The sequence below is a fragment of the Nonomuraea sp. NPDC001699 genome, assembly GCF_053596455.1.
Genome location: NZ_JBSFGF010000002.1, coordinates 759,564 through 775,723 on the forward strand (window position 1 = coordinate 759,564; position 16,160 = coordinate 775,723).

Below are 16,160 nucleotides of genomic sequence, written 5' to 3' on the forward strand. Positions count from 1 at the left end.
GTCGGAGGCCAAGGTCACGGCTTGGCAAATTCAGATGGCCTTGCCCGGGTTCATGATCCCCAGGGGGTCGAAGACCGCCTTGATGCCCTGCTGCACCTCGGTCGCCACCGGCCCCGACTCCAGTCCCAGCCAGCGCCGCTTGAGCACGCCCACGCCGTGCTCGCCGGTCAGGGTGCCGCCGAGCGACAGCGCGTGCCGGAACACCTCGTCGGCCGCGGCCCACACCTCGGCGGGCGGCTCGGCCGTGCCGTGCTCGAAGATGAAGACCGGGTGCAGGTTGCCGTCCCCGGCGTGGGCGACCGTGCAGATGCGCACGCCGTGCCGGACCGCCGCCGCCTCGATCGCCGTGATCATCTCGGGCAGCGCCGAGCGCGGCACGCACACGTCCTCGACCAGGCACGCCCCCAGCCGCTCCTTGGCCTGGTAGGCCATCCTGCGCAGCCCGACCAGCTCCGCGGTCTCCTGCGGGCTGGAGGAGACGGCGACGAACGAGGCGCCGTTGTCCAGGCAGAGCCGTTCCATGCGGGCGGCCATGTCCTGGCTGTCGGTCGCGTCGGACTGGCCGATCAGCATGGCCTGCGTGGCGGGTTCGAGCCCGATGTTGCGCCAGTCGTCGATGGCCTCCAGCGTGGCCCGGTCCAGCAGCTCCATCAGCGAGGGCTGGCAGCCCGCGGCCATGATCGCCGACACGGCCGCGCCCGCCTCGCGCAGCGAGCCGAACTCGGCGGCGAACGTCGCGGGCGGCGCGGCAGGTGCCCTCCTCAGCCGCACGGTGGCCGCGGTGATCACGCCCAGCGTGCCCTCCGAGCCGACGAACAGCCCGGTCAGGTCGTAGCCGGTGACGCCCTTCATCGTGCGCCGGCCGGTGTTCAGGACGCGCCCGTCGGCCAGCACGACCTCAAGGCCGAGCGTGGCGTCCCTGGTGACGCCGTACTTCACGCAGCGCAGGCCGCCGGCGTTGGTGGCCAGGTTCCCGCCGATCGTGGAGATCTCGTACGACGAGGGGTCCGGCGCGTACATGAGCCCGTGCTCGCGGGCGGCGCGGTCGAGGTCGGCGGTGATGACGCCCGGCTCCACCACGGCGATCTCGTCGGCGGGGGAGAGCTCCCTGATGGCCGTCATCCTGGCCAGCGACAGGACGATCGTCCCGTCGCCCGCCGTGGCCGCGCCCGCCAGGCCCGTCCCGGCGCCGCGCGGAACGACCGGCACCCGGTGCTCGGTGGCCCACCGCAGGGTCGTCACCACGTCCTCGCGGGAGGCGGCGAGCACCACGCCGAGCGGCTTGCCGGGCTCGACGAACGTGCGGTCGCGGGCGTAGGAGTCGATCACGTCCGGGTCGGTCAGCACACGAGCTTCGGACAGCGAGTTCACCAGGGCATCAATCGGTCTCACACCTGCACCTTACGGTTTGCGCGGAACGTGCCTTAAGGCCAGACTGCCCGGGTGGAAGTCAGGTGCCCGGTGTGTACGCAGGCTGACCAGCTCGTCTCGGTTCCGGGGGCGGTCGCCGCGGGGACGACATACCGGATCGGCAGGGTCCGGCTGCCCGGGCAGCGGCAGATCGCCGACCTGCCGACGGCGCCGTCGATGGGCGCGTCGAAGCACGTCATGAGCCGTACGCAGCTCGCGGTGTGGATGTCGTTCCCCAGCCGCCACTACACGCCCTGGGCTAGGAACCAGGGGTGGATCATGCTCGGCGCGGCGGCCCTGGTGCATCTCGTCGTGTCGCTGGTGATCGCGATGGGCAAGGACTCGCGGTGGACCGAGGTGCTGCTGGCGCCGTTCTGCCTCACCGGGCTGTTCTGGGGGCTCGGGCTGCTGTTCGTGCTCGGCGCGCGCGGCGCCCGCAGGCGCGACCACGCCGAGGCCCCGGCCCGGGACAAGGCGCTGGCCGTGTGGGAACGGCTGTACTACTGCGCCCGCGACAACGTCGCGTTCGAGCCGGGGGTCGGCGTCTCGTTCCATCCGGGCGAGACGCGCGAGTACATCTTCGGCTTCAGGGGCCGGGCGATCTAGCCGCGCTCCTCCGCCACCAGGCGGACGCAGACGGCCAGGCCCTCGATGGCCTGCTCCAGCTCGTCCAGCTCGGGGAAGGTGGGGGCGATGCGGATCGTGCTGTCGGCCGGGTCCTGGCCGTAGGGGTGCGTGGCGCCGGCCGGGGTGAGCGCGATGCCGGCGGCCTTGGCCCTGGCCACGACCTCGGCGGCGTGCGGCACCTCCAGGCTGATGAAGTAGCCGCCCCGCGGGCTGGTCCAGCTCGCCAGGTCGCCGAGCCGCTCGGTCAGCACCTTGTCGACCAGCTCGAACTTCGGCCCGATCAGCGCGGCGTGCCGCCGCATGTGCGCGGCCACGCCCGCGGCGTCGCGCAGGAACTCGACGTGCCGGAGCTGGTTGAGCTTGTCGGGGCCGATGGACTGCTTGGCGGTGTTGGCGAGGAACCACTCCACGTTCGCCGGCGAGGAGCCGAAGAACGACACGCCCGAGCCCGCGTACGTGACCTTCGAGGTGGAGGCGTAGACGAACACGCGGTCGGCGTTGCCGTGCTCGGCCGCCAGCGCGAGCAGGTCGGCCAGCTCGTCAGGGGTGTCGGTGAGGTGGTGGACGGCGTAGGCGTTGTCCCACATGATCCGGAAGTCGGGGGCGGCCGTCGGCATGGCGGCCAGCCTGCGCACGGTCTCGTCGCCGTAGGTGATCCCGGAGGGGTTGCTGTACTTCGGCACGCACCAGATGCCCTTGACCGTCGGGTCGGCGGCGACCAGGCGCTCGACGACGTCCATGTCGGGGCCGTCGCCGTCCATGGGGACGGCCGTCATCTTGATGCCGAGCCGCTCGCAGATGGTGAAGTGCCGGTCGTAGCCGGGCACCGGGCACAGGAACGTGATCTCCGGCTCCTCGACCCAGCGGCGCTCGGCCCCCGGCACCTTCGACAGCAGCGCGTGCACGATCGTGTCGTGCATCAGCGTCAGGCTGGAGTTGCCGCCCACGACGAGCTGCCCGGCGGGCACCTGGACCAGCGGCGCGAAGATCTCGCGCAGCTCGGGCAGGCCCTGCAGGTTGCCGTAGTTGCGGCCGTCGGTGCCGTCGGCGGCCTTGACGGAGGAGGGCAGCCCGAGCAGGCCGTCGGAGAGATCGAGCTGGCGCGGTGACGGCTTGCCCCTGGTGAGGTCGAGCGAGAGCCCCCGCTGGACGAGGGCGGCGTAGTCACTCTGTGCGGTCACGAGATCTCTCCTCCGGGTCGGTTCGGTCCAAAGGATAGAAGAAATCCACAGGGGGACCGGTAATCGCCCGGCATGTGGGACACCGCTTCAAAGACGTTCTAAAGAAGCGCTTCCCGTCCGGCGTTGGTTGGCGTGGAATGGACGGCATCGGGCAGGCACAACTCCGCGAAGGAGGGAGCAGCCGTGACGACTGTTCGGGACACCTCGATCGAGCAGGTCAGGCGCCGCCGTACCGGGACCGTCATCGCCTCCTGGCTCTCGACGACCGATCACAAGGTCATCGGGTACCTCTACCTGATCACCTCCTTCGGCTTCTTCCTGGTCGCGGGCATCATGGCCATGATCATCAGGGCCGAGCTGGCGCAGGCCGGCATGCAACTGGTCAACCAGCACGAGTACAACCAGCTGTTCACCATCCACGGCACGGTGATGCTGCTGCTGTTCGCCACGCCGCTGTTCGCCGGGTTCGCCAACGTGGTCATGCCGCTGCAGATCGGCGCGCCCGACGTCGCCTTCCCCCGGCTGAACGCGGTGGCGTACTGGCTGTTCCTGTTCGGCGGGCTCATGGTCCTGGCGGGCTTCCTCACCCCCGGCGGCGCCGCCGACTTCGGCTGGTTCGCCTACACGCCGCTGTCGAACGCGATCCACTCGCCGCAGGTCGGCGGCGACCTGTGGATCATGGGCCTGGTGATGTCCGGGCTCGGCACGATCCTGGGCGCGGTCAACTTCATCTCCACGATCATCGGCATGCGGGCGCCCGGCATGACCATGTTCCGCCTGCCGATCTTCACCTGGAACGTGCTGCTGACCAGCATGCTGGTGCTGATGGCCTTCCCCGTGCTGGCCGCCGCGCTGCTGGTGCTGGAGTCGGACCGCAAGCTCGGCACGCACGTCTTCGACGGCGCCAACGGCGGGCCGCTGCTGTGGCAGCACCTGTTCTGGTTCTTCGGCCATCCCGAGGTCTACATCATCGCGCTGCCCTTCTTCGGCATCATCACCGAGGTGATCCCGGTGTTCAGCCGCAAGCCGATCTTCGGCTACATGAGCCTGATCGGGGCCACGATCGCCATCGCCGGGCTGTCGATGACCGTGTGGGCGCACCACATGTTCGCGACCGGGCAGGTGCTGCTGCCGTTCTTCTCGTTCATGACGTTCCTCATCGCGGTGCCGACCGGGGTGAAGTTCTTCAACTGGGTCGGCACGATGTGGCGGGGGCATCTGTCGTTCGAGTCGCCGATGTTGTTCTCGGTCGGCTTCCTGGTCACGTTCCTGCTCGGCGGCCTGACCGGCGTCATCCTGGCTTCGCCGCCGCTCGACTTCCAGATCAGCGACACCTACTTCGTCGTCGCCCACTTCCACTACGTGGTCTTCGGCACGGTCGTGTTCGCCATGTTCGCCGGCTTCTACTTCTGGTGGCCGAAGATGACCGGCAGGATGCTCGACGACCGGCTCGGCAAGGTGCACTTCTGGACGTTGTTCGTCGGCTTCCACACGACGTTCCTCGTCCAGCACTGGCTCGGCCAGCTCGGCATGCCGCGGCGTTACGCCGACTACAGCGCGGCCGACGGCTTCACCATGCTCAACGAGATCTCCTCGGCCGGGGCGTTCCTGCTCGGCGCCTCGACGCTGCCGTTCCTCTACAACGTCTACAAGACGACCAGGCACGCGCCCAAGGTCACGCTCGACGACCCCTGGGGCTACGGCAACTCGCTGGAATGGGCGACCTCCTGCCCGCCGCCGCGGCACAACTTCACCAGCATGCCGCCGATCCGCTCGGAGCGGCCCGCGTTCGACCTGCACTACCCGCACGAGGACGCCACGCACAAGGACGCCCCGCACGACGACGAGCCCGCCGTCGAGCCCTCGGTCGAGCCGGACGCCGGCCCCGAGCCGCCCCCGGTGCTCGCCTCCGACTGACCTTCCCGGAGGGCCGTGCGGCCGGCATTTCATGATCGCGTTGTCGCGTTTATCCGAGGGCCATTGCGGGCGGTACCGCCGCCGCAATTCTGCTGGTTGAAATGTCGTAGTTTGATCACGTTTCAACAACGTACTTTACGACCCGTTTATCCACCCTCTAGCGTCCGGCATTGCACACCCTATGGCCATGCGCCCGGCGACCCCGGGCAGAGAGGGTACCTGGTGCCAAGCTCAAAGCGCCTGTTAGTCGCGTTCCCGGCGGTCGCCCTCCTCGGCGCCGCGCTGACCGTCCCCGCGGCCCAGGCCACGTCAGTGGCCAACTACCAGCCCACGGCGGCGGACTACTACATCAACTACGCACCTCCGCGGGTCGAGAAGGAGCCGCAGGAACCCGGGCTGAACAAGGGCAAGGCCCGCTCGCTCTCACCGGCGGAGAAGTTCGACAGGAAGTTCGTCACCGGCAACCCCGCCGCGGCCCGCGTTCTGGCCGCCCGGGAGAACCAGGCGATCAGGACCGGCCGCAACCCGGCCGAATGGATCTTCAAGAACTCCAAGCAGGTCAAGACCGCCAAGCTCCTGACCGTGCTGGTCGAGTTCAACGACCAGGCGAACGACGACTTCTCCGGCTTCAACCGGCTGCGCACGACCGACAGCGCGCCGGACGACTGCGTGGTCGAGCCGGCGGGCACGTTCAAGAACGGCCCGCTGCACAACAACATCCCCGACCCCGCGACGCTGCCGCAGAAGGACAACAACTCCTTCTGGCTCAAGGACTTCAGCACCGACCACTTCAACAAGATGCTCTACAGCGACAAGGGCATCACCGAGCGCGTGCGCAAGGACCTCAAGGACCCCCGCGACGGCAAGCCCGGCATCGACATCTCCGGCTACACGATGAAGAAGATGTACGAGGAGCTGTCCAAGGGCGCCTACTCCGTCACCGGCTCGGCCGTCGGCTGGATCAAGGCCCCGCACTCCGAGGCGTACTACGGCGCCGCGGCCTGTGGCGGCCAGCCGCAGGACATGTCGGGTCACCCCAGTAACCCGACCGGCGCGGGCCAGCTCGCCATCGACACGGTCGACGCCCTCGCCAAGGCGCAGCCGAACTTCCCGTGGGCCGACTACGACGTCGAGGACGTGGCCGACTCCGACGGTGACGGCAACTTCGACGAGCCCGACGGCGTCATCGACCACCTGGTCATGGTGCACGCCGGCAAGGACAAGTCCTCCGACGGCGGCGCCGAGGGCACCTACGCCATCTGGGCGCACTCCAGCGCGGTCGCGGGCGGCTACAAGATCCCGGGCAGCGACAAGAAGATCTCCAACTACATCGTGCAGCCCGAGGACTCCGGCGTCGGCGTCTTCGCCCACGAGTACGGCCACGACCTCGGCCTGCCCGACCTGTACGACACCAGCGGCCAGGCCAGCTCCGCGGTGGACTTCTGGGACCTGATGTCCAGCGGCTCCCACTCCGGCCCCATCTTCCAGTCCATGCCCACGCACATGGGCCTGTGGGACAAGTGGGTGCTCGGCTGGGCCAACCCGAAGACGTTCAACCCGGGTGACGCCTCCAGGATCGTCACGGTCGGACAGTCCTCGCGCACACCCAAGCTCACCGAGGACGGCGTCCGGGTGAACCTGGCCTCCACCCCGCTGAAGATGATCGACCCGCACAGCGGCACGAAGGCCTGGTGGTCCAACCTGGACCAGGACTGGGCCAACCAGACCCTGACCCGCGAGGTCCCGGTGCCCGCCGGCTCCGACGTGCGGTTCTGGATGTGGAACAACTACGAGATCGAGCAGGACTGGGACTTCGGCTTCGTGGAGGTCTCGACCGACGGCGGCCAGACGTGGAGCCAGCTCAAGGTGCGCGACGAGGCCGGCAACGAGGTCACCACGCCCGACGGCTACCCGGACCCGAACAAGAACCTCAAGACGTTCGGCAACAAGAAGTACGGGCTCACCGGTGACACCGGCGGCCAGTGGCGGCACGACTACGTCGACCTGACGCCGTACGCCGGCCAGTCCGTCAAGCTGCGTCTGGCCTACAACACCGACGCCGCCTTCGAACCGCGCGGCTGGCACGCCGACGACTTCTCGCTCACCAACGGCGGCACCACCGTCTGGAGCGACGACGTCGAGAACGGCGACAACGGCTGGAAGGCCACCGGCGGCACGTTCACCAACACCAGCGGCCAGGGCTGGACCGTCAACAACGGCTCCCGCGAGATCGCCCGCTTCTACCTCGCCGAGTGGCGCAACTTCGACGGCTTCGACAAGGGCCTGCAGTACGCCTACGACACCAACTACTCCCGCGACGGGGCGTGGAAGGTGGAGAAGGTCAAGTACAACGCGCCCGGCCTGCTGGTCTGGTACCGCGACTCGACCTTCACCAACAACTCGGTGGTCAACAACCTGACCCTGCCGCCGAGCATCGGCTCCAAGGGCAGCCTGCTGGTCGTGGACTCGCACTACGACCCGCTGCGCCGCAACGGCACCGCCGCCCAGAAGGACCCGAGCAGGCACAAGAACCTGGAAGGCCGTACGCAGTCCTCCAACGCGGCCTTCTCCTTCAACAACACCTACCCGCTGAAGGAGTGCCTGGAGGCGCCGGACGAGCCGTTCAGCGAGTACTGCTCCACCATCCCCGCGCTCAAGGGCGTGCCGAACTTCACCGACGCGAAGACCTGGGTTCCGGGCTTCGAGCTGCAGAACGGCTCGCTCTACTACCGTGACTTCGACGCCTCCACGGTGGTGCCGAGCAAGGGCGACCAGCCGTACAGCACCCGCGTGGTGCACGTGGACGGCACCCCCGCCACCGAGCTGTATGGGACCGACCTCGGCGACGGCCACGTGGCCGGCACCGGCAACCCGGGCGACGAGGGCAAGGCGCTGGGCGTGCAGTTCAAGCTGATCAGCCCGCTGCCGGGCAACCTGGGCGCCATCGTCCAGGTCGTCCCGCCGAAGAAGTAGGGCGACGAGGGGCCGCCGCATCCCGGCGGCCCCTCGTTCCAGCACGGAACGGCGGATCCAGCGCCTACGATTGATGACCATGAGCGAACTGCGCACCAAGATCGAGCACACTGAGGCGATCCGGCGGGATCGCCGGGTGGCGGTGGTGGTGAACACTCGCTCACGCCGCGGCCGCCGCCACTACTTCGAGGTCATCGAGCAGCTGCACAACCTGGGGTTCGAGCCGCTGGCCGAGCTGTCGGTCTACAATCCCAAGCGGCTGCGCGACCTGCTCGACACCGCCCTCGCCACCGACCCCGACCTGCTGATCGTGGGCGGCGGCGACGGCACCCTCTCCTCGGCCGTGCGCCACGTCGCCCACCGCGACGTGGCGCTCGGCGTGTTGCCGCTCGGCACCACCAACAACTTCGCCAGGAGCCTCGGCCTGCCGCTCGACCTGGCCGGGGCCATCAGGGTGTTCTCCACCGGCAAGGTCGCCGACATCGACCTCGGCATGGCCGGCGACCGGCCCTTCGCCAACCTGGCCAGCTTCGGCGTCTCGGTCGAGGTGGCCGGCCGGGTCAAGCCGTGGCTCAAGCGCATCGTGGGCCGTCCGGCCTACCCGATGACCGCCCTCACCGTCCTGCCGGGGCACCGGCCCTTCCGGGCGTACATCACCGTCGAGGGGCGGCGGCACGAGCTGCTCACCCACCAGCTCAACATCGCCAACGGCCGATTCCACGGCGGCTGGCAGGTGGCCAAGGACATCAGCATCGACAACGGCATGCTGGTGGCCTACCAGCTCGGCTCCGGCAAGAAGCTGCGCCTGCTCGGCGAGACGCTGCTGCGGGCGACCACCGGCCGCTGGCGCAGCCTGGCGGGCGGCCCGTTCGTGGTCGGCCGGGAGATGCTGCTGGAGACCGACCCGCCGATGGCCGCCGACGTCGACGGCGAGGTGCGCCTGCGCACCCCGATCACGCTGCGCGTGGTGCCCAACGGCGTGCGCGTGATGGTGCCCGACTCCTTCGAGGACAACTGACTCAGCCGCCGCCCAGCGACCGGTAGAGGGGGATGAGCGCGTCCGCCAGGCCGGCGGGCGGCGGGAAGACCCGCGGCAGCAGGTCGGGCGCGTCCGCGGCCGGGCGGCGTTCGGGGCGGTGCGCGGTGGCGCCGGGCGCGTAGAAGTCGGCCAGCCGGTCGGCGAACGGCACGTCGGACACCTCCAGCGGATCGGGCGCGGGCGGGTCGTCGGCCAGCGAGCCGAGCAGCTGCTCGCGGGTGCGCCCACGCCAGGCCAGCACCAGGAACGGGTCGTCGTCGAACGACTCGGCCAGCAGGTAGAGCACGGCCGACAGGTGCTTGCACGGGAACCCCCAGTCGGGGCACGAGCACTCCATGTCCAGGTCGCGCGGGAACAGGTCGACGCCCTGCGCGGCGAACAGCTCCTCGATCTCCACCGGCATCTCCCCGGCCAGCAGCCTGGCCCGGTGGACGGCCTGCGCCGCGACGGCCTCCTCCAGCCGCGTCCACACGTCCTCGCCGTAGGCGTCGATGCGCACCACGACGTCGTACGGCGCGGGCCGCGACCCCTGGACGGAGGCCCGTACCAGCCCTGCGGACAGGTCGATCGAGAGCACCTGGCCCTTGCGGGCGTAGGCGCGGCCCCGGCCGAGCCGGCCCTTGTCGCAGACGCGTTCCAGGATGTCCACGAAACGCCTGGACCACCAGGCCGAGCCGATGCTGCCGCGCCGCGAGCGGGCCCGCAGGCCGCCCTCGACCTCGACGGGCCCGCCGCCGTCGTACCAGTCGGGCCAGTCGGGCCGGTCGGGCCGGTCGGGCCGGTTGGGCCGGTTGGGCCGGTTGGGCCGGTTGGGCCGGTTGGGCATGGTCAGGCCCCTCCCGTGAGGCGGAACGCCTCGCGCAGCTCGTCGGTGGACAGGTCGGTCAGCCACTCCTCGCCGGTGCCGACCACCCGCTCGGCCAGGGCCTTCTTGCGCTCGATCATCTGGTCGACGCGCTCTTCGAGGGTGCCGGCGCAGATGAGCTTGCGCACCTGGACGTTCCTGCGCTGGCCGATGCGGTAGGCGCGGTCGGTGGCCTGGTCCTCGACGGCCGGGTTCCACCAGCGGTCGACGTGGATCACGTGGCCGGCGGCCGTCAGGTTGAGCCCGACGCCGGCCGCCTTGAGCGACAGCAGGAACAACATCGGCTCGGGGTCGTGCTGGAACCGGTCGACCAGCCGGTCCCTGGTCTTCTTCGGCAGGCCGCCGTGCAGCCACAGGACCGGGCGGCCGAGCCGCTGGGCGAGGTAGGGCTGGAGCATGGTGCCGAACTCGGCGTACTGCGTGAACAGCAGCGCCTTCTCGCCCTCGGCCAGGATCTCCTCGGCCAGCTGCTCCAGCCGGGCCAGCTTGCCCGACCGGCCGGCCAGGCGGGAGCCGTCCTTGAGCAGGTGGGCCGGATGGTTGCAGACCTGTTTGAGCCGGGCCATGGCCGACAGCACCAGGCCGCGCCGCTCGATGCCCTCGCTGTCGTCGATCCTGGCCAGCATGTCGTCGACGACGGCCTGGTAGAGCGTGGCCTGCTCGGGGGTGAGCGGGCACCACTCCTTGACCTCCATCTTCTCCGGCAGGTCGGAGATGACGGACCGGTCGGTCTTGAGACGGCGCAGGATGAACGGGCCGGTCGCCCGCTTCAGCGCCTCGGCGGCCTGCTCGTCCTGGTGGGCCTCGATGGGCTCCTGGAAGCGGGTGCGGAAGCGGGAACGCGGCCCGAGCAGGCCCGGGTTGGCGAACTCCATGATCGACCAGAGCTCGGCGAGGTGGTTCTCGACCGGCGTGCCGGTCAGGGCCAGCCGGGTGCCGGTGGGGATCGAGCGTACGGCGCGGGCCTGGAGGGTGCCGCTGTTCTTGATCGCCTGGGCCTCGTCGCACACCACCCGGCGCCACTCGTGCCCGCGCAGGGTCTCCAGGTCACGGTGGGCGGTGCCGTACGTGGTGATCACCAGGTCGGCCCCGGCGATCCGGGCGGCGTCCCGGCCGGCGCCGTGGTGGACGTAGACCCGCAGCCCGGGGGCGAACCTGGCCGCCTCCCGCTGCCAGTTGCCCACCAGCGACATCGGGCAGACCAGCAGCGTGGGCGTGGCGGCCCGCTCGTGGACGAGCAGCGCCAGCGTGGTGACCGTCTTGCCCAGCCCCATGTCGTCGGCGAGCACCCCGCCGAGGCCCAGCTCCGACAGGAAGCTCAACCACGCCAGCCCGCGCTCCTGGTAGGGCCGCAGCACCGCGTCGAGGCCCGGCGGGGTCGCGAGCGGGACGAGCCGTCGTTCGGCCTGGCCGGACAGCAGGTCGCCGAGCACCCCGTCGGCGTCGACCTCCAGCAGCGGCAGCTCGTCGTCGCCCTGGACGATGTGACGAAGCAGGTCGGCCGCCGCCGCCTCGCCCGCGCGCACCCCCTCCACGGCCCGCAGCGCCGCCTTGAGCTGCCGGTCGTCCAGCTCCACCCATTGGCCGCGGACCCGGACCAGCGGCACCTTGAGCCTGGCCAGCTCGGCCAGCTCCACCTCGCTGATCGTCTCCTCGCCCACGGCCAGGTCGACGCGGAAGTCGACCAGCTCGCGCAGCCCGAAGCCCTGGCTGACGGCCGCCGTCTGCGGTTTGGTCCTGGTGGTGAGCTTGAGCCCGAGCCGCGTACGGCCCGCCCAGCGCGGCAGCTGCACCCCGAACCCGGCCGCCTGGAGCAGCGGCGCGGCCTGACGCAGGAAGCCGAACGCGCCCGCCGTGTCGAGGGCCAGCTCGCTCGGCTCCGGGACGCGCAGGGCCCGGTCCAGCTCCGGGTAGAGCCGCACGGCCCGGCCGAGCCCGGCCAGCAGCTCGCGTTCCGGCCGGCCGGGCAGGCCCTTCTCGCCGCTCCAGACGCGGGCGGCGGGGACGTACAGACTGGGGTCGTCGGCGGCCTGCAACGCCAGCTCGACCCGCCAGTCGTCGCCCTCGGCCGGTTCGAGCAGGCGGAAGCACACGCGGGTGGCGCCCTCGGCCGCCGTGACGGCCGCCCGCCAGCGGTCCAGCTCCTCGCGCAGCGCGGGGTCGTCGGGGCAGGCCGGGTCGCCGGTCAGCGCGGCCAGCCACCGCTCCCGCGGCGTCCTCGGGCCGGCGACCAGGGGAGCGGCCACGGCCCGCCGGACGAGCGCGTCGGTGAACGCCTCCAGAGCCTGGAGCTGCACGACGGCGGCCGGGCGCTCGGCGGCCCAGGTGCGGCAGGCGGGCGGCATGGCGAGCGCCAGGTCGCGGAAGTAGGCGGCGTCGGCCCCGGTCGGCACGGGCCGCCACAGGGCCAGCGCGCCGCCGTCCTCGGGGCTCCCGGGAATGAGCTGGGGGACGACCCGGCCGCGGCGTACCAGGTCGCGGGCGAGGGCGGCGACGGCGGCCCAGTGGCGCACGGTGGCGGTGGCCTCGCCCGGATGCTCCTCCAGCGCCTGAAGGGCCTCGGCGGGCGGCAGGACCACCGCGGGCACCTCCCACGGCAGCAGCCGCGGCCGGACCACCTCCGTCAGCAGCCCGGTCTCCGGCGAGGGCAGCGGGCCCCTGGCCGACCCCGGCAGCAGCAGCTCCAGCACCCTGGACGGCGGCCCGCCCACCCCGAGCCCCGCCACGCCGGCGAGCTCACCCGGCGACGCGGCGAACGGATGGGGGCGCGCGCCCGCCCCACGCGGCACGGCGGCGCCGGCACGACCGGGATCCTCACCCCAGAAGGCGAGCCCGTCACCCGCCCAAACCCCGTGTACCAGCACCTCGGCAGATTACCGCCGCCCGCCGGGCGGCCGATCCCGAGGCTTAGCCCAGCCGAACCCGAAGTTGTAGCATGAAGGTATGAATCCTCCCGGATCGTGGTGTGAGCGGCCCGAGCCGCAGGCTCCCTCGTGCGAGCTCCCCTCTCCGTGGAGCAGGCCGAAGCAGCCTGACAACTGGTGCGACGTGCCCAAGTCGCCGGTGGTGTCCGTCCTGGGGTTCCTGCTGAAGGCCGCCAAGAGGTAATAACCGGCGGTCAGCTGGGTAGTCGCCTTCCGCAGCGGAGGAGGCGACGTCGTGAACGATACCCACAAGCTGGTCAGTGATCTCTCCGACCAGGTCTCCAGGCTCGTCAAGGACGAACTGCGCCTGGCCAGGATGGAGCTGGCCGAGAAGGGCAAGCGCGCGGGCTTCGGCGCGGGGCTGTTCGGCGCGGCCGGGATGGCCGCGTTCTTCGGCGGTGCCGCGCTGGTGACCGCCGTCATCCTGCTCCTCGCCCTGGTCCTGCCCGGGTGGGCGGCCGCCGCGATCGTGGGGGCGGTCCTGCTCATCGCCGCCGCACTGCTCGGCCTGACCGGCAAGAACCAGGTGAAACAGGCCGGGCCGCCGGTCCCCGCGGAGACCATCGCGAGCGTCAAGGCCGATATCGACATGGTCAAGGAGAGGGCACGCCGATGAGCGAGACGGATCCCGGATACAGCGAACAGCACGCCGGTGACGTGGGCGCCCGCAGGGCGACCGTCGGCACGCCGACCGAGCGCGAGTCGATCAACGTGCCCCCGACGAGACCCGGGGCGGCGGAGAACGCCAGGCGCGCCGAGCTGGCCCGGCAGGAACACGAGACCTTCATCCCCGAGACCCCCGTGCCCGACGACCGGACCGAGGCGGTGGAGAGCCGCGCGGTCGAGGAGGAGTCGTTGACCGGGGGACGCGGGGAGGACGAAGACGAAGACGAGGAGGACGACGACGTGCGAAAGAGCATCAAGGAAACCAGGAACGAACTGGGCGACACGGTGAGTGCCCTGGCCCACAAGGCCGACCTCAAGGGCCGGGCCGCCGAGGCGGCGGGCACGGCCAAGGGCAAGGTCGCCGAGGTGACCGGCGTGGCCAAGGGCAAGGCCGCGGAGGTGACCGGCGTGGCCAAGGGCAAGGCCGGCGAGGTCGCGGACAAGGTCCGCGAGGCCACCCCCCACCAGGTCAAGGACGCCGCCACGGGGGCGAGGAAGCGTCCTGTGCTGCTGATGGCCGCGGCGGCGGCGGTGACCGCCATCATCGTGCGGAGCCTCAGGAAGCGCAGCAGGACGAAGTAGGCGTGCGTTCCCCCGAAAGACCCGCTGAACTGCCGCGCAGGGCCTGGTGGAGCGTCCTCAGGAGGACCGTCGTCGAGTTCCGGAACGACGGGGTCCAGGATCTCGCGGCAGCGCTCACCTACTACGCCGTCCTGTCCATCTTCCCCGCGCTGATCGTGCTGGTTTCGGTGTTCGGGCTGCTCGGGCGGCGCGACACCGCCAGCCTGGTCGGCAACCTCGTGGTGCTGGCGCCCGACGAGGTGCGTTCCCTGATCGTGTCGGGCGTCCAGTCGGTCCAGCAGAACGCGGCCTCGGCCGGCCTGGTGGCGGTCATCGGCCTGCTGGTCGCGCTCTGGTCGGCGTCGGGCTACATCGGCGCCTTCATCCGGGCCGGCAACACCATCTACGACATCGACGAAGGACGCCCGTTCTGGAAGGTGACCCCGCTCCGGATCGGGCTCACCGTACTGGCCACCGTGCTGCTGGCGCTCGGCGCGATCTCCGTCGCGCTGACCGGCGATCTGGCCAGGACCGTCGGCAGGGCGCTCGGCCTGGGCAGGGCGCTCGGCCTGGGCAGCGCGCTGGTGACCGCCTGGGACATCGTGAAATGGCCGGTGCTCGCGCTCGTCGCGGCCGGGCTGATCATGGTCCTCTACTGGGCCGCGCCGAACGTGCGCCAGCCGGGCGTGCGCTGGATCAGCCCCGGCGGGCTGCTCGCCGTGGTGCTCTGGGTCGTCGTCTCCGGCGGCTTCGCCCTGTACGTGGCCAACTTCGGCTCCTACGGCAAGACCTACGGCACGCTGGCCAGTGTCGTGGTGTTCCTGATCTGGCTGTGGTTGTCGAACATGGCCCTGCTGCTGGGCGCCGAACTGGACGCCGAGCTGATCAGGGAACGCCGGATCGCCGAGGGGGAGCCCGCCGAGCGGGAGCCGTACGTGGAGCCCCGGGACCCGCCGAAGGCGGATAGCCTGCCGGAGTGAAGCGTGGGAGGTTCGTCGTCGCGATCGCCCTGTTGACGTCGGTGTCGACATCGGGCCTGGTGGCCGGCTGCGGCGACGGCTCGGCGGTCAGCGACTTCGGCACGGTGGTCAAGGGCGCCAAGGGCACCACCGTGCGCGCCGAGCTGCGCGCCGGGCAGCGGTTCTCGCTGGCAGTGCCGGACAACCCGTCGGTGGGCGACAACTGGCGGCTGGTGGCGGTGCCCGACGCCAAGGTGGCCTCCTACATCAGCGAGGAGCGCAAGAGCGCCGGCAAGGGCCCCGGCAGCGGCGGCACCGCCTACTTCGTCTTCAACACCAAGAGCCCCGGCAGCGCCCGGATCACGCTGCGCGACTGCTGGCGCTGCGGGCAGGGCTCGACGCCGCCCGACGAGGAGAGCAGGCGGCAGTCGGGCGAGGCGGTCTTCGAGATCACCGTGCGCTGAGCACGGCGCGGCACAGCACGTCGAGCGTGGTCGTCGTGACCACGTCGGCGTCGGTGTCGGCGCCCGCGGCCAGGCGGCGCTGGCCCTCGCCCAGGATGCTCCACCCCAGGTGCGCCACCAGGTCGGGATGCGGCTGCCCGGCCTCGGCGAGCAGGCCGCGCAGCGGCTCGATCATCGTCTCGTGCAGCTGGTCGAGCCGGTGCCGGCACTCGCCGGGCAGGTCGACCGAGGCCACCGCGCGCAGCAGCGCGTAGTCGGGGCTGGTCACGAACGCCAGCGACACGGTGCCGAAGGCGCGCACCCGCTCCTCCAGGCCGCCGTCGCGGGTGGCCGTGACGAGCCGTTCGGCCCACCGGGGGATCGCGTCCTCCACGAGCTGGGACAGGATGTCGGCGGTGGAGGAGAAGTAGCGGTAGACGCTGGAGCGGGCCAGCCCGACCCGCGCGCCCACGGCCGCGGGGGTGAGCCCGGCCGGGCCCTCGGCCACCAGGATCTCCATGGCGGCCGCCAGCAGGGCCGCGTGCTGGCTGGCCCGATGGTCGGCCACCGTCGCCGCGCTGATCCTCGGCACCGG

The 16,160-nt window shown here is 71.1% G+C and carries 14 protein-coding genes; 9 read left to right on the forward strand and 5 right to left on the reverse strand.

The features are described from left to right. Positions 1-30: 30 nt before the first annotated feature. A complete protein-coding gene (locus ACWCSU_RS09015) occupies positions 31-1,392 on the reverse strand; it encodes an FAD-binding oxidoreductase (protein WP_449934599.1) in 1,362 nt (453 codons plus the stop codon). Positions 1,393-1,461: 69 nt separating this feature from the next. Between ACWCSU_RS09015 and ACWCSU_RS09020 the strand changes: the two genes are divergently transcribed. Continuing rightward, complete coding sequence (locus ACWCSU_RS09020; protein ID WP_357701106.1) at positions 1,462-2,016, forward strand: hypothetical protein; 555 nt, start codon at positions 1,462-1,464, stop codon at positions 2,014-2,016. Here the strand turns inward: ACWCSU_RS09020 and ACWCSU_RS09025 are convergent. Continuing rightward, positions 2,013-3,218: an aminotransferase class I/II-fold pyridoxal phosphate-dependent enzyme gene (locus ACWCSU_RS09025; RefSeq protein ID WP_357701104.1), complete on the reverse strand. Its 1,206-nt coding sequence runs from the start codon at positions 3,216-3,218 to the stop codon at positions 2,013-2,015. The genes ACWCSU_RS09020 and ACWCSU_RS09025 overlap by 4 nt on opposite strands. 183 nt (positions 3,219-3,401) lie before the next feature. Here ACWCSU_RS09025 and ctaD point away from each other — a divergent pair, with 183 nt between their 5' ends. The 3 genes from ctaD to ACWCSU_RS09040 all read left to right on the forward strand — a co-directional run bounded on the left by ctaD (position 3,402) and on the right by ACWCSU_RS09040 (position 9,126). After that, a complete protein-coding gene (ctaD, locus tag ACWCSU_RS09030) occupies positions 3,402-5,135 on the forward strand; it encodes an aa3-type cytochrome oxidase subunit I (RefSeq protein WP_449934602.1) in 1,734 nt (577 codons plus the stop codon). A 222-nt stretch (positions 5,136-5,357) separates the two neighbouring features. Continuing rightward, positions 5,358-8,108: an immune inhibitor A domain-containing protein gene (locus ACWCSU_RS09035; protein WP_449934603.1), complete on the forward strand. Its 2,751-nt coding sequence runs from the start codon at positions 5,358-5,360 to the stop codon at positions 8,106-8,108. Between the two features lie 79 nt (positions 8,109-8,187). Beyond that, entirely contained in the window at positions 8,188-9,126 is a 939-nt protein-coding gene (locus ACWCSU_RS09040; RefSeq protein WP_357701098.1) for a diacylglycerol/lipid kinase family protein, read from the forward strand. Between the two features lies 1 nt (position 9,127). Here the strand turns inward: ACWCSU_RS09040 and ACWCSU_RS09045 are convergent, their stop codons facing one another. Together ACWCSU_RS09045 and ACWCSU_RS09050 are read right to left on the reverse strand one after the other, a co-directional pair. Continuing rightward, a complete protein-coding gene (locus tag ACWCSU_RS09045; protein WP_449934605.1) occupies positions 9,128-9,973 on the reverse strand; it encodes an SWIM zinc finger family protein in 846 nt (281 codons plus the stop codon). Positions 9,974-9,975: 2 nt separating this feature from the next. Continuing rightward, positions 9,976-12,876, reverse strand: coding sequence for an SNF2-related protein (locus ACWCSU_RS09050; RefSeq protein ID WP_449934607.1), 2,901 nt, complete (start codon positions 12,874-12,876; stop codon positions 9,976-9,978). Between the two features lie 79 nt (positions 12,877-12,955). Between ACWCSU_RS09050 and ACWCSU_RS09055 the strand changes: the two genes are divergently transcribed. The 5 genes from ACWCSU_RS09055 to ACWCSU_RS09075 are packed head-to-tail and all read left to right on the forward strand — an operon-like array spanning position 12,956 to position 15,586. Continuing rightward, positions 12,956-13,120: a hypothetical protein gene (locus ACWCSU_RS09055; protein WP_357701092.1), complete on the forward strand. Its 165-nt coding sequence runs from the start codon at positions 12,956-12,958 to the stop codon at positions 13,118-13,120. A gap of 51 nt (positions 13,121-13,171) precedes the next feature. Next, positions 13,172-13,552: a phage holin family protein gene (locus tag ACWCSU_RS09060; RefSeq protein ID WP_357701090.1), complete on the forward strand. Its 381-nt coding sequence runs from the start codon at positions 13,172-13,174 to the stop codon at positions 13,550-13,552. Then, complete coding sequence (locus ACWCSU_RS09065) at positions 13,549-14,184, forward strand: DUF3618 domain-containing protein (RefSeq protein WP_357701088.1); 636 nt, start codon at positions 13,549-13,551, stop codon at positions 14,182-14,184. Before ACWCSU_RS09060 ends, ACWCSU_RS09065 begins: the two co-directional genes overlap by 4 nt. A gap of 2 nt (positions 14,185-14,186) precedes the next feature. After that, a complete protein-coding gene (locus ACWCSU_RS09070; RefSeq protein ID WP_449934610.1) occupies positions 14,187-15,143 on the forward strand; it encodes a YihY/virulence factor BrkB family protein in 957 nt (318 codons plus the stop codon). Beyond that, positions 15,140-15,586, forward strand: coding sequence for a protease inhibitor I42 family protein (locus ACWCSU_RS09075; RefSeq protein ID WP_449934612.1), 447 nt, complete (start codon positions 15,140-15,142; stop codon positions 15,584-15,586). The genes ACWCSU_RS09070 and ACWCSU_RS09075 overlap by 4 nt, the downstream gene beginning before the upstream one ends. Here the strand turns inward: ACWCSU_RS09075 and ACWCSU_RS09080 are convergent. Then, positions 15,573-16,157 carry a TetR/AcrR family transcriptional regulator gene (locus ACWCSU_RS09080; protein WP_397036972.1) on the reverse strand — a complete coding sequence of 195 codons (585 nt, stop codon included), beginning with the start codon at positions 16,155-16,157 and terminating at the stop codon, positions 15,573-15,575. The genes ACWCSU_RS09075 and ACWCSU_RS09080 overlap by 14 nt on opposite strands. Positions 16,158-16,160: the final 3 nt, after the last annotated feature.